This window comes from Micavibrio aeruginosavorus, from assembly GCF_051245535.1.
GTDB classification, from domain to species: domain Bacteria; phylum Pseudomonadota; class Alphaproteobacteria; order Micavibrionales; family Micavibrionaceae; genus Micavibrio; species Micavibrio aeruginosavorus_D.
Map to the genome: position 1 here is coordinate 420943 of NZ_CP195303.1, position 20207 is coordinate 441149.

Annotated in this window: 15 protein-coding genes; 8 read left to right on the forward strand and 7 right to left on the reverse strand. The window is 55.1% G+C overall.

The features are described 5' to 3' along the window. Positions 1–3 precede the first annotated feature (3 nt). The 5 genes from ACSC94_RS02140 to ACSC94_RS02160 form a co-directional block, all read right to left on the reverse strand. The gene (locus ACSC94_RS02140; RefSeq protein WP_435641426.1) at positions 4–1125 is read right to left on the reverse strand and encodes a beta-ketoacyl-ACP synthase III; all 1122 of its coding nucleotides are present in this window, start codon (positions 1123–1125) and stop codon (positions 4–6) included. An 89-nt stretch (positions 1126–1214) separates the two neighbouring features. After that, entirely contained in the window at positions 1215–1676 is a 462-nt protein-coding gene (locus ACSC94_RS02145) for an EndoU domain-containing protein (protein ID WP_435641427.1), read from the reverse strand. 7 nt (positions 1677–1683) lie between these two features. Further along, positions 1684–3939: an acyl-CoA dehydrogenase gene (locus tag ACSC94_RS02150; protein ID WP_435641428.1), complete on the reverse strand. Its 2256-nt coding sequence runs from the start codon at positions 3937–3939 to the stop codon at positions 1684–1686. Between the two features lie 183 nt (positions 3940–4122). Beyond that, complete coding sequence (locus ACSC94_RS02155; protein WP_435641429.1) at positions 4123–5100, reverse strand: hypothetical protein; 978 nt, start codon at positions 5098–5100, stop codon at positions 4123–4125. A 5-nt stretch (positions 5101–5105) separates the two neighbouring features. Then, the gene (locus ACSC94_RS02160; protein ID WP_435641430.1) at positions 5106–6086 is read right to left on the reverse strand and encodes a DUF6782 family putative metallopeptidase; all 981 of its coding nucleotides are present in this window, start codon (positions 6084–6086) and stop codon (positions 5106–5108) included. Positions 6087–6276: 190 nt separating this feature from the next. Between ACSC94_RS02160 and ACSC94_RS02165 the strand changes: the two genes are divergently transcribed. The 6 genes from ACSC94_RS02165 to ACSC94_RS02190 all read left to right on the forward strand — a co-directional run bounded on the left by ACSC94_RS02165 (position 6277) and on the right by ACSC94_RS02190 (position 14041). Beyond that, positions 6277–7884, forward strand: coding sequence for a carboxyl transferase domain-containing protein (locus ACSC94_RS02165; RefSeq protein WP_435641431.1), 1608 nt, complete (start codon positions 6277–6279; stop codon positions 7882–7884). Positions 7885–8015: 131 nt separating this feature from the next. Beyond that, positions 8016–8822 (forward strand): enoyl-CoA hydratase/isomerase family protein, encoded by an 807-nt coding sequence (locus ACSC94_RS02170; RefSeq protein WP_435641432.1) that lies wholly within the window; start codon positions 8016–8018, stop codon positions 8820–8822. Between the two features lie 23 nt (positions 8823–8845). Beyond that, a complete protein-coding gene (locus ACSC94_RS02175; RefSeq protein ID WP_435641433.1) occupies positions 8846–9703 on the forward strand; it encodes a hypothetical protein in 858 nt (285 codons plus the stop codon). 104 nt (positions 9704–9807) lie between these two features. Then, positions 9808–11745, forward strand: coding sequence for an acetyl-CoA carboxylase biotin carboxylase subunit (locus ACSC94_RS02180; RefSeq protein WP_435641434.1), 1938 nt, complete (start codon positions 9808–9810; stop codon positions 11743–11745). 109 nt (positions 11746–11854) lie between these two features. Continuing rightward, the gene (locus ACSC94_RS02185) at positions 11855–12754 is read left to right on the forward strand and encodes a hydroxymethylglutaryl-CoA lyase (RefSeq protein ID WP_435641435.1); all 900 of its coding nucleotides are present in this window, start codon (positions 11855–11857) and stop codon (positions 12752–12754) included. 105 nt (positions 12755–12859) lie between these two features. Then, entirely contained in the window at positions 12860–14041 is a 1182-nt protein-coding gene (locus ACSC94_RS02190; RefSeq protein ID WP_435641436.1) for an isovaleryl-CoA dehydrogenase, read from the forward strand. 38 nt (positions 14042–14079) lie between these two features. Here ACSC94_RS02190 and ACSC94_RS02195 read toward each other — a convergent pair whose 3' ends face one another. Next, on the reverse strand, positions 14080–14430 hold the full coding sequence (locus tag ACSC94_RS02195) for an ArsC family reductase (protein ID WP_435641437.1): 351 nt from the start codon (positions 14428–14430) through the stop codon (positions 14080–14082). Between the two features lie 7 nt (positions 14431–14437). After that, a complete protein-coding gene (locus ACSC94_RS02200; RefSeq protein WP_435641438.1) occupies positions 14438–14686 on the reverse strand; it encodes a hypothetical protein in 249 nt (82 codons plus the stop codon). A 185-nt stretch (positions 14687–14871) separates the two neighbouring features. Here ACSC94_RS02200 and ACSC94_RS02205 point away from each other — a divergent pair, with 185 nt between their 5' ends. Next, complete coding sequence (locus ACSC94_RS02205; protein ID WP_435641439.1) at positions 14872–18339, forward strand: indolepyruvate ferredoxin oxidoreductase family protein; 3468 nt, start codon at positions 14872–14874, stop codon at positions 18337–18339. A 134-nt stretch (positions 18340–18473) separates the two neighbouring features. Then, positions 18474–20207, forward strand: coding sequence for an SbmA/BacA-like family transporter (locus tag ACSC94_RS02210; RefSeq protein WP_435641440.1), 1734 nt, complete (start codon positions 18474–18476; stop codon positions 20205–20207).

Sequence of the window (20207 nt, forward strand, 5' to 3'; positions counted from 1 at the left end):
TGCTTAGACTTTGCGCAGGATGACGGAGCCCATCGAATATCCGGCCCCGAAGGAGCAGAGGATGCCCTGATCGCCGGACTTCATGTCTTCGTGGTGTTTGTGGAAGGCAATGACCGATCCGGCGGAGCTGGTGTTGGCGTATTCATCCAGAATAACCGGCGCTTCGCCCGCAACCGGATCACGGCCCAGTACTTTTTTGCCGATCAATTCGTTCATGTGCAAATTCGCCTGGTGCAGCCACAGACGTTTCAAATCATCGGCGCGGATCTGGTGTTCCTGCATGTGGTCCAAAATCATGTCGGCCACCATGGGGATGACTTCTTTGAAAACCTTGCGGCCTTCCTGCACGAACAATTTGTCCTTCGCGCCGATCCCGTCCGGGGCGGCCCGGTTCAGGAAGCCAAAGTTGTTGCGGATGTTGTTGGAAAATTTCGTGCGCAGGCGTGTGCCGACGATTTCGAACGCGTGGGGGCTGTTCGCGGCGTCTTTGCGTTCCAGCAACGTCGCGGTGGCAACATCACCGAAAATGAAATGGCTGTCGCGGTCGCGGAAGTTCAAATGGCCGGAGCAAATTTCCGGGTTCACCACCAGAATGGCGCGGGCGTTTCCGGCGCGGATCATATCGGCGGCGGCCTGAATACCAAACGTGGCGGAGGAACAGGCGACGTTCATATCAAACCCAAACCCGTCAATGCCCAGAGCGTCCTGTACCTCAATCGCCATGGCGGGGTATGGGCGTTGCATGTTGGAACAGGCGACCAGAACGGCATCGACATCTTTCGGTTCACGGCCCGCGCGTTGCAATGCTTCGCGTGCGGCGGTCACGGCCATTTCGGCCAGAACGGAAATTTGTTCATTCGGGCGTTCCGGAATATTCGGCGTCATGCGCTTCGGGTCCAGAATGCCGGCCTTGTCCATCACGTGGCGGGTTTGAATGCCCGATGCCTTCACAATAAATTCCGTGCCGGAATATTGCATCGCCGGGATCGCGCCGGATTCGATGTCGGCGGCGTGTTCGGCGTTGAACAAATCAACCCATGCGTTGAACGCGGTGACCAGTTCATCGTTGCTGATGGTCTGGGGCGGGGTGAACAATCCGGTTCCGCTGATGACGATGGCGGTCATAATCTTTTATCTCTCAAACTGTTTTGGAACGCGGCAGTCTAGCCAAAGAACGGCCCGGATCAAGGAAAAAACACCGTTTTTGGCCGTTATTACGGGCTGTTATCGTTGGCGGAACGGCGCGGGCACGGGTTTCTGCGGGTGTTCAGGGGGTAGGCGGTAATCACGTCATCCCCGTCCCGGTCCAGAACGACCCGAACCTTTACCCCGCGGACGGTGTTTTCCCCGACATGGTAGCCGTTATCCTCTTTCCGCCAGTATTGGTTGTCATTGGCGGCCATGGTGCGGACGGTGCCGATCACATCATCGGCGGACCAGTCGGATGGAAATTCCGATTTGCATGGAACGTTGGCACCGTGCAAATGCCCGCCGCCATAATCGTCGCCGTACAGAATATGTTGAATGGCGGGTTCGCTGATGCGGATGTCATCACGCATCAAACGTTGATTGGCCACGTGCGGCGGGTCGAACGCCGTGTTGACGATGCCGACGACAAACCACGCCATCGCGACCAAGGTCGGAATCACGGCCATGATTGCGGTCTTGCGTTTCATGCGCGGCTTATCCGTTACGAATGTCCGGTGATTTCACACGGTGCATGGCGGGACCGGTCAGGGTTTTGTCGAAATAATCGACCTGAACGATATCATCGCGCGCGTCCTTCATCCGGCGGAGCAGGGCGGCGGTGCTGGCGTCAATCACGCCTTTTTCCAGACCTTCATCCACCATCTTGGCGTAATCTTCGGTCTGGGACACGATGCCTTTCTTCGCGGCTTTGAACAAGGTTACTTCGTGCGGATGGGCTTGATGCGCCAGTTTGAACGTGTATTCCAGACGGGCGATATAATCGCTGCCCGTCGTCGGAACATAGGTGTTCCACGTTAAATTATCGCGGGCCTCGCCCGGTCTGGACAGAGCCTCGGCAATTTTCGCATCCAGCTCGTGGCTCGGTTTACGGGTCAATCGGCCAAACGGGAAGACCAGCGGTTTCAGCAACAGGCCGACCAGTTTATTCGGGTGGTTTTCAATGACTTCGTGCAAAGCATTTTCCGCCTTGTGAATGCAATGCGCGGCGGCCCATTGCATAAAGGCTTTGTCGCTGTCCTTGCGTCCTTCCAACGTCCAACGGCGCAGGACGTTCGAGGCCAGATACAAATTGCTGAGCGCATCACCCAGCAGGGCCGATGTGCGTTCCTTGCGCATCAACGCCGCTTGCAATGTCAGCATGGTGATGTTGGCGGTGAAAGAAAATGCCGCGGCTAGCCGGTTAATCTGGCGATAGAATTTTGCATCCGGTCCGGATTGCGGAGCGTGGGACAAAGCCCCGCCCGTCAATCCCATAAAGAACGACCGCGCCGCATTGTTGAAAATATTACCCAGATGTTTGAACAACAATTTCCCGGCTGCATCGGCATCATCATTCTGGGCGGCACGAATTTCATCCAGCGTGTAGGGATGGGCCAAAAACGCGCCCTGACCAAAGATCATCAGGGACCGGGTCATGATATTGGCCCCTTCGACCGTAATGCCGACGGGCACGCCTTGGTACAATCCGCCCACCGGGTTGTTTGGTCCTTCGACCACGCCCTTGCCGCCGTGAATGTCCATGGCGTCAATCGCCACCCGACGTCCGGCTTCGGTGGCGTGGTATTTCAAAATGGCGGAAGCCACGGCGGGGCGGGCCTGCGTTCCGGCTGCGTGGGCCAGATCCAGATCCTGCAACGGCAATGTGCGCGCCGCATCAATCATATAGGTCAGGCCGCCAATGCGCCCCAACGCTTCCTGCACGCCTTCCATGCCGGACAGCGGTGTGCCGAATTGCTGGCGAATAAAGCTGTACGCCCCCGTTGCGCGCGCGGCGAAGCGGGACATGCCGCCAGCGGATGCCGGGAGGGAGATAGAACGACCAATCGACAAACAATCGACCAGCATGTTCCAACCCTTGCCCGCGTATTCCGGGCCGCCGATAATGGATTCAACCGGAACCACCACATCTTCACCCCAATGCGGGCCGTTCTGGAACGGCGAACCCATCGGGCGGTGGCGATTGCCACGGGTCAGGCCCTTGGCATCGGCGGGGATGAGGGCGAGGGTAATGCCGATATCCTCCTGATCACCCAGCAGGTGATCAGGATCGCGCAGGCGGAAGGCCAGACCGAACAAGGTCGCCACCGGGGCCAGCGTGATATAGCGTTTTTCCCAATTCAGGCGGATGTACAGTTTATCATCTTCACCTTTGAATACGACGCCTTCATCCTTCAAATTGGTGGCGTCTGATCCGGCTTGCGGGCTGGTCAGGGCGAAACACGGCACTTCGCGGCCATCGGCCAGACGCGGCAGATATTGATCCTTCTGCGCCTTCGTCCCGTATTGCATCAGCAATTCACCGGGGCCGAGAGAGTTCGGAACCATCGCGGTCGCCGCCACGGTCGCGCTGCGCGATGCGATTTTGGATACGATGGTGGCATGCGCGTAAGCCGAGAAGCCCAGCCCGCCATATTCCTTCGGAATAATCATGCCGAAGAATTTTTTGCCCTTCAGGTAATCCCACACTTCGGGGGAGAGGTCTTTCAGCTCATCCCGGATTTTCCAGTCATCAATCAGGCGGCAAAGCTCTTCGGTTTCGTTGTCGAGGAAAGATTGTTCCTCCGCCGTCAAGGTCGGGGCGGGCGTGTTCAGTAAACCGGTCCAATCGGGGCGTCCGGCGAAAATGGATTGTTCAAACCCAACCGTGCCGGATTCCAGCGCCGCACGTTGCGTGGGCGAGATGCTGCCGTTGACTTTTTTGAACTGCGCGAGGGCGAATTTGCCGAACATGAATCCCGAACTCCTGCCTGTGTTTTTTATGGTTGGAAGTGAGTTTAGGGTGCGGTGCAGGGGCGTCAATCACAACACACTGTTTTTATGGCAAAATGGGGATTGTTTTGGCGGGCGCGTGCCGAATTTTATATTGCAATGCAATATAAATGAGCATTTTACGAGGCGGTGTGAATTTCGTCCTCAGGCACCGGGTTTCGGGCTTTTGGCTGGCAAATATTCTTTGGCGATGTCCTGGTACTTGCGAAAAATTTGTTCGTAGCTCTGCACGTCTTTGTTGGTTCGGGCTTCGGTGCGTTTCATGATCCAGTTATCAAACGACGCTGCGTCCATCTTTGCTATGCTTGGGTGAACTTTTCCGCTTTGAATATCCGTGGTGAAAAACTGTTGGAACAGGGCATGGCGTTGCGGAACGGGCATCGTTGCGAAATATTGCTTATAAACTTTCACAGGATCGGCTTTGCCGGTCAGGACTTCCTTTGTGGCAACCAAGGAAGGGCGCAGGTAAATCCCCGCAATGTTCGCATTGCGTTTGAAATAATCCGAATAGCGTGCCGGGATTTCGGCAAAGCATCCCTCATAAGCCTGTTTAAAAACATTGCGTTGATGGAGCGGGGTGGCGGCGTATTCATAGGCCGTTTTATCGCCATAACCAACATAGGATTCTTGCTTTTCAATCAAGTTTTGTCCCGTTAAATCTGTGTAACTGGCATTAAAAATCGCTGTTTTCGCGCAGGCATCCACTTCGGATAGATGCAGCGCGTTATAGCGATATATTGGTGATAAAACGCGTTTGTCCAACTGCAATTGCGTTTCCTGAAAGTGGTGAACCAGTTCATGGACAGTGACCAGCAGCACCGCGCTGTTTTTCTGCGCAGATTTTACACTTAATATGCCGTCATCATAGAGGCCGCTTTTTCCATCGCCGCCTTCTGTGATCCAGCGAAATTTTGCGCCTGTTCTGGCCGCGTTTTGGTAAAGCGCTTCACCATCCGGTGTTTTGCGCATGGCTTCAATGGTGGCTTTTGCTCGGGCATCGCCGTGTGTCGGAATGTCGGCAAAGCTGATTTCCGGGCTGTATTGAATATCATCGGCATGGGCTGCGCCCATAAAGACGCTGCACAAAAACGGAATGGCAAAGGTGCGGAGTTTCTTGTTCATTTTTATCATCCTTGCGGGGTCGGTTGCGGTTGTTTGTTGCGCGCTTCTTCATAACGGCGCTGGACGGATTTGATGGCTTTGGCGATGTTTGTTTTTGGTAAATCTGTGGCCCAATCACGCAGGGCTTGGTCGCTCAATGTTGCTGCCCCGCGAACACTTGGGGCGTCATCGGCGACGGATGTTTTGAAATAAGCGCGATAAATCGGGCCGGTTTCGTGGTGGGGAATGCGGCCTTCGGCGGTGCCGGCAAATTCTGCTTTGAACACAGTTTTGGCGTGGCTTGTATTATATTTCTTACTGCTGTTGATGGATTCCATACACGGTGCATAGGCATCACGCATCGCATCGCGTGTGGCCGGATCTTTCTGTGCGTAATTCATCGCAATCGACCCGCCATACAGCCCCAAAACCGCAGACGGGGTTTTCATGGTGTGACCCGTGGCATCTTTAAAATCGGCGGAGAAATGTGCGGCATAGGCACAGGCATCAACTTCACGCAGACGCTTGACGGCGTATTGGTCCAGCGGTTCCAGCCGCGCGATATCGGCATTCATGGTGGTGTGTTGCCAATGGTGGCGCGTTTCATGCGCGATGGTCAGCAATGTGATATCGTCGGAAAAACCGGGCTTCGCGCTCATCAGGCTCTTGCTATACGACCCCATGGCTGTTCCCGGCCCACCCCAGATGAATTGCAATTTCGTGCGGGCGGCAAATTGAAACAGGCGCTCGCCTTCCGGCGATGTGCGCAATTTGGCGATCAGGTATTTGATCCGTCCATCCCCCTTGGTGGGCAGGTCGGCAAAGGCGAGGGCTGTACCGCGATTTTCTTCGCCGCGATGGGGTTGGGAAAAATGGTGATAAGCCATGGCCGCCGTCAGCACGGCGGGAACCCCGGCAACACACACCAAGACCGCAGCCCAGCCCGCCGCGCCATTTTGGGCCCGGTTTTTGGTGTCTGGGTGCTTTTTCGTGTGTTTTTTGCTCATTTTTTATTTTTATTTCAGTGCATTAGGTTCGCATCTCTGGCGAATGGCAAGAGTGTACACCCAGTCTCGTGATTATGTCAAACAATGCTGTTCTCCAATCTTCTGGCCCCAATCTTCTAGCCCTTGTCTGGGGCGGGGGATGCCCTTAATCTGACGGCAAAATTTAAGGATACAAGGGAAGGATTAAACGATGACCCGCCTGAACAGCGCCATCAGCGCCGAAAGCCCGGACTACATCAAAAACCGCGACGCCATGCTGGCTCTGGTCGCCGATCTGCGCGCGAAAATCGCCGTGATCGAACAGGGCGGCGGGGACAAGGCGCGTGACCGCCATACCTCCCGCGGCAAACTCCTCCCCCGTGACCGGATCAGCCGTTTGCTGGACCCGGGTTCCCCGTTCCTCGAACTCTCGCAAATGGCCGCCTATAAAGTGTATGCGGATGACGTTCCCGCCGCCGGGATCATCACCGGCATTGGCCGTGTGGCCGGGCAGGAATGCGTGATCGTTTGTAACGATGCGACGGTGAAGGGCGGAACCTATTACCCCCTGACCGTGAAAAAACACATTCGCGCGCAGGAAGTGGCGGAACAGAACAATCTGCCCTGCATCTATCTGGTGGATAGCGGCGGCGCGAACCTGCCCAATCAAGACGAAGTCTTCCCCGACCGCGACCATTTTGGCCGCATCTTCTATAACCAGGCCAACATGTCAGCCAAGGGCATTCCGCAAATTGCCGTGGTCATGGGTTCCTGCACCGCTGGCGGCGCGTATGTGCCCGCCATGTCGGATGAAAGCGTGATCGTGAAGGAGCAGGGGACAATTTTCCTCGCCGGTCCGCCATTGGTGAAGGCCGCAACGGGCGAAGATGTCACCGCCGAAGATTTGGGTGGCGGCGATGTTCACACCCGCGTGTCCGGCGTGGCCGACCATCTGGCCGACAGTGATGACCACGCGCTGGATATCGCGCGCAAGATCGTCAGCCACTTGAACCGCCGCAAAGGCGGCGCGGTGCGGATGCAGGAGCCGAAGGAACCATTATTCCCGGCGGACGATATTTACGGCGTCATCCCGCCCGATTTGAAAACGCCATACGATGTACGCGAAGTCATTGCCCGCATCGTGGACAACAGCGAATTTGATGAATTCAAAAAACGCTATGGCACCACGCTGGTCACGGGCTTTGCCCATATTTACGGCATGCCGGTCGGCATTGTCGCGAATAACGGCGTGTTGTTTTCCGAATCCGCATTAAAGGGCGCGCATTTTATCGAACTGTGCAACCAACGCGGCATTCCGCTCGTCTTCCTGCAAAACATCACCGGATTTATGGTGGGGCAGAAATATGAAAGCGGTGGCATTGCCAAGGATGGCGCGAAAATGGTGACCGCCGTGTCCTGCGCCCGCGTACCGAAATTCACCGTCATTATCGGTGGATCGTTCGGGGCGGGGAACTATGGCATGTGCGGCCGCGCGTTTAACCCGCGTTTCATGTGGATGTGGCCCAACGCCCGCATTTCCGTGATGGGCGGGGAGCAAGCGGCGGGCGTTTTGGCCACCGTCAAACGCGCCGCGATGGAACGTGACGGCAATACGTGGAGCGCCGAAGACGAAGCCGCCTTTAAAAAACCCGTCATCGAACAATACGAAACCGAAGGCCACCCCTATTACGCCAGCGCGCGTTTGTGGGATGACGGCGTCATCGACCCGGCGGACACCCGCCGCATTCTGGGTCTGGCCATTTCAGCCAGTTTGAATGCCCCGATTGAGGAAACGAAATACGGCGTATTCCGGATGTAATCTCTCACTCTCCATTGTCATTCCCGCGAAAGCGGGAATCCAGAAGACCGGGACAGATCGCGCCCCATGACTCTGGATCCCGGGTCAAGCCCGGGATGACAATGAAAAAGTATTTGAATAAAGGACCAAACATGCTGAACGAAAACCAACCCGGAATTGACAATGTGTTGCTGGACATCCGCGACGGTGTGGCGACCATTACGCTGAACCGCCCGGATGTGCATAACGCATTCGACGAACACGTGATTGCCGCCTTGCATGGCAAGCTGGATGCGCTGGCGTTGGAGCGGGATTTACGGGTGATCGTTCTGCGCGGCGCGGGCAAGAATTTTTCCGCCGGGGCCGACCTCGTCTGGATGATGAAGGCCGCAAATTATACGCAGGAACAAAATAAATCCGATGCCCTCGCACTGGCTGGCATGCTGAACAAACTTTATTCCATGCCGCAAACCACCATCGCCTGCGTCCATGGTGCGGCCATGGGTGGCGGGTTTGGGCTGGTCGCATGTTGCGACATCGTTCTGGCCACCGAACGCGCCAGCTTTGCGCTCTCGGAAGTCAAAATCGGCCTGATCCCCGCCACCATTGGCCCCTATGTGATGAAGGCGATTGGCGAACGCCACATGCGCCGCTTCGCCCAAACGGGCGAACGCTTCGGCGCAGGTCTAGCGCACCAAATCGGTCTGGTGCATGAAGTTCTGCACGATGATGCCGCTCTGGCCGATCGCCTGAACGAAATTCTCGACGGCCTCGCCACCAACGGCCCCGACGCCGTGCGCGAAGCCAAAGCCCTGTGCAACGAACTCTCCGGCCGCCCCATCGACTTCGCCCTGCAAGACCATACCGCCACCCGCATCGCCGAAATTCGTGCAGGTGGGGAGGCAAAGGAGGGGTTGAGTGCGTTTTTGGAAAAGCGGAAGCCGGGGTGGGTGAAGTAGGTATAAATTTTTAGGGATTCGCTATGGAAGATTATTCTTTTACAATTAAGTACGATGATGGAAAGAAAGATAAGCATGAGATTGATGCTTATGTTCTCGCCGATGCAATTAAAGGATTTGCTGATTTTTCAGTTTCGCTGATGCAGTCTAGTGGTTCTGCGTCATCCACAAGAAGTGTTGTAACGGAAATACGACCAGGCTGTGTGGAGGTCGAGTTTCTTATTAGATCTGCATTTGCCATCGGTGAGATGGGTTTTTCTGCTTTAGGATATATGAGCACATTTCAGTCAGTGATAGAGCTGTTTAGAGGGCTTGCAGGGAGGCCGCCTAAAAGTGTTGAGAGCACAGGCGATGGCAATGTTGTTGTGCAGACGAATAACGGAAATATTACGATAAATCAAAATACTTATAATCTTGTGATGGCTTCCCCGAATATGGGAGAAGCCTGCAATAAGTTTATAAGGCAGCCTTTAAAGGCTGGATTGGAGCAAGTAAGTATCGCTTCTGGTGAAAACAAAATATCCTCAATTGAAAAAGCTGAAGCAGATAGTTTTCAAAAGCTCGACCTTAAAGATCACCTGCACGAGTACGATTCTACGGTATGGCTAAGAATTGTTAGGCCCGTGCTCGATGGATCTTCTAAGTGGACATTTGATAATGGTAGCGGAGCTCCTCTTCCTGCAGACATTAAAGATGCCGCCTTTTTGACGGACGTAAAGAATGGGGTTCATAGATTTGGGAATGGTGATTATCTTTATGTTGAGATGAAGTCCGTTCAGAGGCGTGTAGGTAGAAAATTATCTTCTGAAAATAGTATTCAGAAAGTTATTAAAATTGAACAAGGGGCAGGGGATCAGTTAACGTTGTCTAATAGCGTGTGATCGTCTTATGAAAACACGCACCGCAACATTTCCCTCCCTTTGCCCATACCCCTGAATTTGCTACTGTCCCTGACCGCATTTTACTCAAAAAGGCTGGGGCGTAGATGTTTAAGAAAATCCTGATTGCGAACCGGGGCGAAATTGCCTGTCGCGTGATTGAAACGGCACGGCGGATGGGGATTGCCACGGTCGCGGTCTATTCCGATGCTGATGCCCGCGCGCGCCATGTGCGTATGGCGGATGAAGCGGTGCGGATCGGTCCGGCGGCCAGCCGGGAATCTTACCTGCGCGGTGACATTATTATACAGGCGGCGCTGGATACCGGGGCGCAGGCCATTCACCCGGGCTACGGGTTCCTGTCCGAAAATACCGATTTTGCCGATGCGTGCGCGAAAGCGGGCATCGTGTTCATTGGCCCGTCCGCCACGGCCATCACCGCCATGGGGTTAAAGGACCGGGCGAAGGAAATCATGTCCAAGGCCGGTGTGCCCATCGTGCCCGGTTACATGGGGGCGAAGCAGGATTCTGCGACCCTGAAAGCCGAAGCGGCGAAGGTTGGCTACCCTGTGTTGATCAAGGCCGTCGCCGGGGGCGGGGGCAAGGGCATGCGTCTGGTCGAAGACGCAAAGGATTTTGACGAACATTTAAACGCCTGCAAACGCGAGGCCGCCGCATCGTTCAACAACGATCATGTGATGATTGAAAAATACATCACCCGCCCACGCCATGTGGAGGTGCAGGTGTTTGGTGATAGCCACGGCAATGCCGTGTATCTGTTCGAACGCGATTGTTCCCTGCAGCGCCGCCACCAGAAAGTGGTGGAGGAAGCTCCGGCTCCGGGATTGAGCCAAGCCGTGCGTGAAAAATTGGGTGATGCCGCGGTGAAGGCCGTGAAAGCCTTGGGCTACACCAACGCAGGCACCATTGAGTTTATCATGGATTCCAAAACCCATGAATTTTTCTTCATGGAAATGAACACGCGCCTGCAAGTGGAACACCCGGTCACGGAAATGATCACGGGCCTCGATCTGGTCGAATGGCAATTGCGCGTGGCGCATGGTGAGGCTTTGCCGCTGCGTCAGGATCAATTGTCCATCAATGGGCATGCGTTTGAAGTGCGGATTTATGCCGAAGATCCGGCGGAAAATTTTCTGCCGCAAATTGGGCGTTTAACCGCTCTGTCCGCGCCGTTTGGCGTGCGGATGGATACGGGGGTTGAGGCGGGTGATGCCGTGTCCATCCATTATGACCCGATGGTGTCGAAATTGATCGTGCATGGGGCCAACCGTACGGAAGCCTTGCAAAAACTCTCCTCCGCTCTGGCCGGAACGGTTATTGCCGGGCTGGTCACGAACCAGGAATTTTTGGGCAATATCGCCCGCCACCCGGCCTTTATCGCGGGCGATGTGGATACGGGCTTTATCGCCCGGTTTAATGATGATTTGTTGCCCGAAAATTACGGTGTGGCCGATCTGCACGATCTGGCGATTGCATCCGTGTATATCCTGTCCGGTGCCATGAATGTTATTCAAGGGGATGATATTTGGGATGTGGCTGATAGCTGGCGCATGAATGGCGTGCTGACCCGGACGTTGGATTTCGTGAATCGTGGTGGCCATAAAAAAGTGTCCGTCACCTGCGCGGGCCGTGATTTTGATGTCAGCGTGGATGGGAAATCCGTGCGCGTGTCACGCGATGCGCTGAACCATGCGAAAATTGCCGTTGATGGCAACGATCTGACATTGCTCCGCGATGGCCGCGTTATCCGCCTGCATCTGTATACACCGGGTGCGGATGGTGAAGGCGAAGCGGGCGAAGGCCGCATCATCGCGCCGATGCCGGGTAAGATTATCGACGTCATGGTGAAAAAGGGCGCATCGGTGGACAAGGATCAACCATTGTTGATCATGGAAGCGATGAAAATGCAAATGACCATCCGCGCGGCGTTTGCCGGAACGGTTGAGGAATTACCCGTGATTGCCGGACAGCAGGTGAGCGACGGAGCCTTGCTGATCGCCATTGAGCAGAAGGAAGCGGCATAATGCTCATCCTCTCAACCGTCATACCGGCGCCAAGAATCAATGGGGCCGGTATCCATGGGGTGGATCGTATGGACCCCGGCCTTCGCCGGGGTGACGGGGAGGGTGTGCTGTGAATTTTCCTTCCCGCGTAAAAATTGTCGAAGTCGGCCCCCGCGATGGTTTGCAGAATGAAAAGCAAACTGTGCCGACGGATGTAAAAATAGAACTGATCCGCCGTCTGGGTGGTGCGGGTTTAAGTGTGATTGAATCTGGTGCGTTCGTGTCCCCGAAATGGGTGCCGCAAATGGCTGACACTGCCGCTGTCATGGCGGGCATTGATCGCCGTGCGGGCGTGACTTACCCGGTTCTGGTTCCCAATGAAAAGGGGATGGAGGGGGCGATTGCCGCAGGTGTGGATGAAATCGCCGTTTTCGCCGCCGCGTCCGAATCCTTCAGTCAGAAAAATATCAATTGTTCGATTGCCGAAAGCTTTGAACGTTTCGCCCCCGTCATTGCGATGGCGCAGGCGAAAAATATCCGCGTGCGCGGCTATGTGTCCTGCGTTGCCGGATGCCCGTATGAAGGCGCTATTGCGCCGCATGCGGTGGCGGATGTGTCCGCTAAATTACTGGATATGGGTGCTTACGAAATTTCGTTGGGTGATACGATTGGCGTGGGTACGCCCATTGTGACCGCCACCATGTTGCGTGCCGTGGTGGAACGGGTGCCGGTTGAAAAACTGGCCCTGCATTGCCACAACACCTATGGCCAAGCGCTGGCGAATATTTATACCGGCCTTGAAATGGGTGTGGCCGTGTTTGATTCATCGGTGGGCGGTCTGGGTGGTTGCCCCTATGCCAAGGGCGCATCCGGCAACGTTGCCACCGAAGATGTTTTGTATATGTTGAACGGAATGGGCATTGAAGCCGGGGTTGATATAAACGCGGTCGTGGACACGGCGTGGTTTATTTCCAACCATCTGGGTCGCAAGCCGGATTCCAAAGTTGCCAATGCCATGCGGCCATCCTAACCGCCGTCATTCCGGCGAAAGCCGGAATCTTCTAGCCATAAGGGGCGAAGATCCCGGCCTGCGCCGGGATGACGATGTAAGTGAACGATTGTAAAGGAGAGTGAAATGATCCCGTACCCGACACTGAAATTCGGTCATGCCGAAGAAATCGAAATGCTGCGCGAGGAAGTGTATAAATTCGCGCAGAAGGAACTGGCCCCGCGTGCCGCCGAAATCGACCATAAAAACGAATTTCCCAATGATATGTGGAAAAAATTTGGTGATCTCGGGGTACTTGGCATTACCGCGTCGGAAGAATTTGGTGGGGCCGATATGGGCTATCTGGCCCACGTGATTGCGATGGAGGAAATTTCCCGCGCATCGGCGTCTGTGGCGTTGTCCTACGGCGCACACTCAAACCTGTGTGTGAACCAGATCAACCGCAATGGGAATAAAGCCCAGCGTGAAAAATACCTGCCGAAACTGATTTCCGGCGATCATGTTGGGGCGCTGGCCATGTCCGAACCGGGGGCTGGGTCGGATGTTGTGTCCATGAAACTGCGCGCGGATAAAAAGGGCGATCGTTACGTTCTGAACGGCAACAAAATGTGGATCACCAACGGACCCGACGCGGACACGCTGGTTGTCTACGCCAAAACTGACATGGATGCGGGATCACGCGGCATTACCGCTTTTATCATTGAAAAGGGTATGAAGGGCTTCACCACGGCGCAGAAGCTGGACAAGCTGGGCATGCGCGGGTCCAACACCTGTGAATTGGTGTTTCAGGACTGCGAAGTGCCGGAAGAAAATGTTCTGGGCGAGGTGGGTAAGGGCGTAAAGGTCCTGATGTCCGGTCTGGATTACGAACGCGTTGTTCTGTCCGGTGGTCCGCTGGGCATTATGCAGGCCTGCATGGATGTGGTTGTGCCGTATCTGCACGAACGCAAACAATTCGGCCAATCCATTGGTGAGTTTCAGTTGATGCAGGGCAAAGTGGCCGATATGTACACGACCTTGTCGGCGCAACGGGCCTATGTTTACGCCGTTGCCGCCGCGTGTGACCGGGGCGAAACCACGCGCAAGGACGCCGCCGGATGCATTCTGGCCAGTGCCGAAGCCGCAACGCAAATGGCGTTGCAGGCGATTCAATGTCTGGGTGGTAACGGGTACATCAACGAATATCCGACGGGCCGTTTGCTGCGCGATGCGAAATTGTATGAAATCGGCGCGGGCACATCGGAAATTCGCCGCATGTTAATCGGCCGCGAATTGTTCGAAGAAACCGGCAACCGCCGCGCCGCGTAAATCATAAAAAAACCCCGCCAGTTCGGCGGGGTTTTTTCTTATTTGAAAAGTTTCTGGTAATCGTCGGGGGTGAACCCCAGTTGGATTGTTTTTCCCTTTACCAACAGAGGGCGTTTGATCAGGCTGGGGTTATCAAGAGCGGCTTTAATGGCGGATTTCTCGTTCATGCCGTCCTTCACATCATCCGGCAAAGCGCGCCATGACGTGCCCTTGCGGTTGATGACATTATCCCACCCATGTTCGGCGATGGCGGATTTCAGGATGTCGGAATCCGCGCCTTCTTTCTTATAATCGTGGAAGTCATAGGCGATTTTATGCGCGTCCAGCCACACAAACGCTTTCTTCATCGTGTCGCAATTTTTAATGCCATAGATTTTAACGGCGGCCATTGTGCGCTTAACCGATCTGGAAATCCGGGGTGATGCGGATTTTGCCATCGGCGCCGGTTTCAACATTCACATTCACACGGTTCGGGTTGTGCATCTGGTCGTGCATGCGGCCTTCCCATTTCACGCGCAGGGTCAGGCCGTTTTGTGCGGCCACATCCTGCATGTTGGTCAGAACGTCATCCATATCGCATGTCATGCGTTGCGGATTTTTCAGGGTTTGGCCTGCGAATTGTCCAAAAATTTTGCTTAAATCCATAATCTTGCTCCTGTCAAAGAATAGGGGTGCAGGTTACATGAGGGAAACAGCGCATCACAAGCGCAATTCACCCTTCATGCACCGCACCAATTCGACGGTGTTGCCCTAGAAAACCAAGGCTGTCTGCTGTAGTTTATGGGCCATCAAGCAAGAATCTTCTGAATAACCATAATGCCGGGGACGATATGGCACAGGCACTGCGCAAGGTTTCACTGAAAGATAAATACGAGCTGCATGAAGGTGTGGCGTACATGTCCGGGCTGCAGGCCTTGGCGCGTATTCCGCTGATCCAGCGGCAACGTGATATCGCGGCGGGCTTGAATACGGCGGGGTTCATCTCTGGCTATCGCGGATCGCCGCTGGGTGGGTATGACCGTGAACTGGTGCGGGCGCAAAAATATCTCGATCCGCTGAACGTGAAATTCGTTCCGGGCGTGAACGAAGATCTGGCCGCCACCGCCGTGTGGGGCACACAACAAGTCAATTTGATGCCGGGCGCGAAGGTCGACGGTGTCTTTGGTATCTGGTACGGCAAGGCCCCGGGTGTAGACCGCAGTGGCGACGTGATGCGTCACGCCAGCGCCAACGGCACTGCGCCCAAGGGCGGCGTTCTGGCCATCTTCGGCGACGACCACGCATGTAAATCATCCACACTGGCGTGCCAGTCGGATCATGCGCTGTACGCCATGCAAATTCCGCAACTGTATCCGGCGAATATTCAGGAATTTGTTGAATATGGCCTGCTGGGCATTGCCATGTCGCGCTATTCCGGGTGCTGGACGGCGATGAAGGTGACATCGGAAACGGTGGAAACATCGGGCACGGTGGATCTGGCGGGTGAAAACCGCGAAATTCTCTATCCGGATGAAACGGAATTCCAAATGCCAGCGGGCGGGGTGCATATCCGCCTGAACGACACGCCGCGCGAAATTGATTTCCGCCTGCAAAACTACAAACTGTTTGCGTGCCACGCCTTTGCGCGCAAGAACAAGATCGACCGCGTGATCTGGGATAGCCCGAAACCGCGTTTCGGCATCATCACCTCCGGCAAATCCTATGCCGATGTGCGTCAGGCGTTGCAGGATCTGGGCATTACCGAAGAGATCGCGCAACAAATTGGCCTGCGCGTGTACAAGGTCGGCATGACCTGGCCGCTGGAGCCAATCGGGATTCAAAATTTCGTCGAAGGGTTGGAAGAAATCCTGATCGTCGAAGAAAAACGCGAATTTATCGAATATCAGTTGAAGCAGCAGGTTTACAACTGGGAAGCAGGCCGCCGCCCGCCGGTGATCGTTGGGAAATATGATGAAAAGGGCGAGCGTTTGCTGCCCCTGCATAACGATCAATCGGTTGGTCTGGTCGCGCGCGTGATTGCGCAGCGGATCGAGCGGTTTTACCGCACCGACCGGATTAACGACGCCCTGAAATTCTACGAAGGGTACGAGGCGAAAGAGCAGGGCTATGTGCCGCCATCGCTGCGCCGTCCGTGGTATTGCTCGGGCTGCCCGCACAACACATCGACGAAAGTGCCGGATGGTTCGTTCGCCATGGTGGGCATCGGTTGCCACTACATGGTGCAATGGATGGACCGCAATTCCGCCCTGTGCACGCAAATGGGTGGTGAAGGGGTGCCATGGATTGGGTCATCACCGTTCAGTGAAACCAAACACATCTTTGCCAACCTTGGCGATGGAACATATTTCCATTCCGGGTCGCTGGCCATTCGTGCGTCGGTCGCGGCGAAGGTGAATATTACGTACAAAATTTTGTACAACGATGCGGTCGCCATGACCGGTGGACAACATGTGGACGGCGATCTGCCCGTCTGGCGCGTCGCGCAACAGGTGATGTCCGAAGGTGTGGTCAAGGCCTGGATTTTGACCGAGGATATGGGGCGGTATAAAGACCGTTCGCAAATTCCGGCGGGCGTTCCGGTGATGGGCCGTGAATGGTTGCCGAAAATCATGCAGGAATGCCGCGAAACACCCGGCACCACCATTATTATTTACGATCAAACCTGCGCCGCCGAAAAACGTCGCCGCCGCAAACGCGGCCAATACCCGGACCCGGCGAAGCGCGTGGTGATTAACCAATCCGTGTGCGAAGGCTGTGGTGATTGTTCTGTTCAATCCAACTGCATTGCCGTGCAACCGTTGGAAACCGAATATGGCCGCAAACGCCAGATCAACCAGTCCATGTGCAACAAGGACTTTTCCTGTCTGAAAGGCTTCTGCCCGTCCTTCGTAACGATTGAGGGCGGAGAGCTGCGTAAAAATGCCCCGGCCAAGGCGGATGATGTGTTTTCATCCATCCCGATGCCGAACGTTCCGCAAATGACGAGCGCCTATAACATCCTTGTCCCCGGTGTTGGTGGCACGGGCGTTCTGACCGTTGGGGCCTTGCTGGGCATGGCCGCACATTTGGAAGGCAAATGCAGCGCCATTCTGGATTCCACCGGGCTGGCACAAAAGGGCGGCGAGGTGTTGAGCCACGTTCGTCTGGCGCCGGAGCAAGACATGCTCCATAACGGCCACATTATCGCGGGCGGCACCGATTTGTTGCTGGCGTGCGATATTGTTTCCGCCGTGGGCAAGGCCGCGCACGAAACATTGAACGCCGATAAAACCATTGCCGTTGCCAACATCGACAACACTCCGGTTGCGGCCTTCGTTCTTGATAACCAGATGGATTTCAAAAACGACGATATCCGTGCGGAATTGGTTGCCGCAACGAAAACCCAATATTTCGTTGATGCGACATTGACCACGGGTGTTTTGTTGGGCGACGAAATGGGCACCAACGTGTTTATGATGGGCTATGCCTGGCAGAAGGGCTTGATCCCGGTCAGCTTCGAGGCCATCGATCGCGCCATCGAACTGAACGGCGTGTCGATTGACGATAACCGCAAGGCGTTCGCCTTCGGCCGTCTGGCCGCCCATAACCCCGCCTTGATGGATGAAATGGTGGCCGCCGCGCGTGGCCCGCTGGGTGAGGAGGGGATTTCCACCGCACTTGATGAGATCATCACCAAACGCGTGGGCTACCTGACCGATTATCAGGATGCCGCCTATGCCAACCGTTACCTGAATGCGGTGAAGCGTTTCGATGCGTGGCCGGATTTGAAAGAAGCGGTGGCAAAGAATTACCACAAGCTGCTGGCATACAAAGACGAGTATGAAGTGGCTCGCCTGTACACCAATGGTGACTTCATCAAGTCGGTGCAGGCGCAGTTTACCGGCAACTATAAACTGACCTTCAACCTCGCTCCGCCGATCATGGAACAAACCGACCCGGCGACGGGCCGTCCGAAAAAACGTACCTTTGGTCCGTGGATGATGGGGGCCTTGCGCCTGCTGGCGAAGTTCAAGGGCCTGCGCGGCACGGCCTTCGATCCGTTTGGCCGCTTGAAGGACCGCAAGGAAGAACGTGCGCTGATCGCCGAATATGAAGCGATGATGGATGCTGTTCTGACCGCCGTGAACTCCAACAATGCCGCCCTGTGCCGCGATATTCTGGCCCTGCCGGATATGGTGCGTGGCTATGGCCCGGTGAAGGATGGCAACATCAAGACTTTCCGCGGTCAAAAGGCCGTTCTGCTGACCCGCCTGCGCGGTGGGGCCGGGGCAAAGCCGGAAACCCGCGCGGCAGCGTAGTATTGTTTACATAATCAAAACCCCTTCCCATGTTGTTGTGCAATATGGGAAGGGTTTTTTATTGACAGAAAACGGCCTGGGTCCTCTTATACCTCCCTTAATCATAAAAAGAATTGAACAGGGAATTTATAGGTATGTCTGGCCGCCTTCGCCGTCTGCGCGATCTATTCAAACTTGAATCTGCCAACACCGGATGGGATTGCCCCGTCATTACGCCGGAAATTTCGGCCCAGAAGCGCAAAGAGCTTCTGGAGGCCACAATGCTGGAAACACCGCGCAGTGCTACGCGGACCATTCTGGGTGTTTTGTCACCGTATTGGGTTAAGGCAGGCAAGATTGAACGCGGTATTGCGACAGGTCTGCTGGCGACATCGCTGTTTATGACATGGTATTCCGTCCAGATGACCGTGGAATTCGGTGAATGGAGTGGCGGTCTGACCAACACAGTCCAGCATTTGTCGCAGTCGGTAAAAACCGCGCGCCCTGAATTGATTGCCAAATCGCTTGATCAATATCCGGCCCTGAAAACGGCAATGAATGAACATCCAATCCTGAACGAAGCCATTCACGTTTATCCCGACCTGACCGCTTTTCTGAATAATAAAAAATTCGCCGACGTCATAAAACACGACGCCGCCCTGCAAGAAGTTTTGAACAAGAACTCTTCGCTGGAGGAGTTGGTGACGGCATTGCCCGGCGTTGAAAAAGCCATCACACAAAGCCCCGAATTGATGGGGCAGGTCAGTGCGATGAAAACGCATTTGACCAAAAATTTAATGGAGCTGCCGGAAACGCAAGAGCATTTGAATACGCTCAAAAGCCTGAGCGGGAGCGGATTTATTGATGCGTGGGGAAAAGCCGCGAAAGCCACCTATACCGGGACCACCCATGTCCTGAAAAACGGGTGGAGCGACAGCGATGCCCAGTTGAAGGACATGAAGGGTTCGCTGCGCGATGCGTGGTACAACAAGGATCTGGCGACCATTGCGCTGAAATTCACGGCCATGGCCATTATTTCGTACAAGGCCGCGCAATATTTCGCCCTGCGCTGGCGGCTGTGGTCCACGGGGTACTACACCAACCGCTGGACAACATCATCGGCCTATATGCGCATGAAAAACCTGTTCAATAACATTGATAACCCGGCGCAGCGGATTGAGCAGGACCCGGCAAAATTCACGGCGGGTGCGGTGTCATTGATGACGGGCGTGACCAGCGCGGGGATTACGCTTGGCGCATTTTCCAGCCAGTTATTGGCGATGGGGCCATTGTTTGGTGTGACGGGCGGTTTCTTCTGGCTTGGCGCGGTCTATGCTGCGGCTTTGACGGCGCTGACGATGAAGGCTGGGTACAGACTGCCATCCATTCAACGGGCGCAACAACGCCGTGATGCGGATTTGCGCGCCGTTCTGGATAAAATTCACAGCAATGCCGATGTCGTCGCACAGAACAAAACAGAATCGGTTGAGCGTGAATTGGTCAATCGCCGCCTGACCCCGGTGATGAAGAACTCGGTGCGTGAAATCGGGACACAGGTCAAACTGATTTTGGTGGATGCCACGGCCGGGAACCTGTCGATTCCCATTCCATGGATTGTTGGGGCCTTTGGTGTGGCGGCGGGCACGGCGTCCATGGGAACCGTATCGATGATCAACTATGCCTTTAACCGCGTGACATCGGCGATGAGCTTCGTTGTCAATCGCTTCGAACAATTATCGCAGATGAAAGCCACGGCGGATCGTATCTATATGTTCGATCGCGCGGTGCAGGCGGCGCATTACATCGATGCGGAAAAGAAAGCGGCGGCCAAGCGTGTCATTGTGCCAAAAGATATGCCCGCCATGAAAATTTCCGGACCGGAGGCATAA

Coding starts and splice junctions, on each gene's coding strand:
- ACSC94_RS02155 (WP_435641429.1), bottom strand. CDS start 5,100: ATGAACAAGAAACTCCGCACCTTTGCCATTCCGTTTTTGTGCAGCGTC.
- ACSC94_RS02165 (WP_435641431.1), top strand. CDS start 6,277: ATGACCCGCCTGAACAGCGCCATCAGCGCCGAAAGCCCGGACTACATC.
- ACSC94_RS02180 (WP_435641434.1), top strand. CDS start 9,808: ATGTTTAAGAAAATCCTGATTGCGAACCGGGGCGAAATTGCCTGTCGC.
- ACSC94_RS02175 (WP_435641433.1), top strand. CDS start 8,846: ATGGAAGATTATTCTTTTACAATTAAGTACGATGATGGAAAGAAAGAT.
- ACSC94_RS02190 (WP_435641436.1), top strand. CDS start 12,860: ATGATCCCGTACCCGACACTGAAATTCGGTCATGCCGAAGAAATCGAA.
- ACSC94_RS02170 (WP_435641432.1), top strand. CDS start 8,016: ATGCTGAACGAAAACCAACCCGGAATTGACAATGTGTTGCTGGACATC.
- ACSC94_RS02145 (WP_435641427.1), bottom strand. CDS start 1,676: ATGAAACGCAAGACCGCAATCATGGCCGTGATTCCGACCTTGGTCGCG.
- ACSC94_RS02195 (WP_435641437.1), bottom strand. CDS start 14,430: ATGGCCGCCGTTAAAATCTATGGCATTAAAAATTGCGACACGATGAAG.
- ACSC94_RS02205 (WP_435641439.1), top strand. CDS start 14,872: ATGGCACAGGCACTGCGCAAGGTTTCACTGAAAGATAAATACGAGCTG.
- ACSC94_RS02200 (WP_435641438.1), bottom strand. CDS start 14,686: ATGGATTTAAGCAAAATTTTTGGACAATTCGCAGGCCAAACCCTGAAA.
- ACSC94_RS02150 (WP_435641428.1), bottom strand. CDS start 3,939: ATGTTCGGCAAATTCGCCCTCGCGCAGTTCAAAAAAGTCAACGGCAGC.
- ACSC94_RS02160 (WP_435641430.1), bottom strand. CDS start 6,086: ATGAGCAAAAAACACACGAAAAAGCACCCAGACACCAAAAACCGGGCC.
- ACSC94_RS02140 (WP_435641426.1), bottom strand. CDS start 1,125: ATGACCGCCATCGTCATCAGCGGAACCGGATTGTTCACCCCGCCCCAG.
- ACSC94_RS02210 (WP_435641440.1), top strand. CDS start 18,474: ATGTCTGGCCGCCTTCGCCGTCTGCGCGATCTATTCAAACTTGAATCT.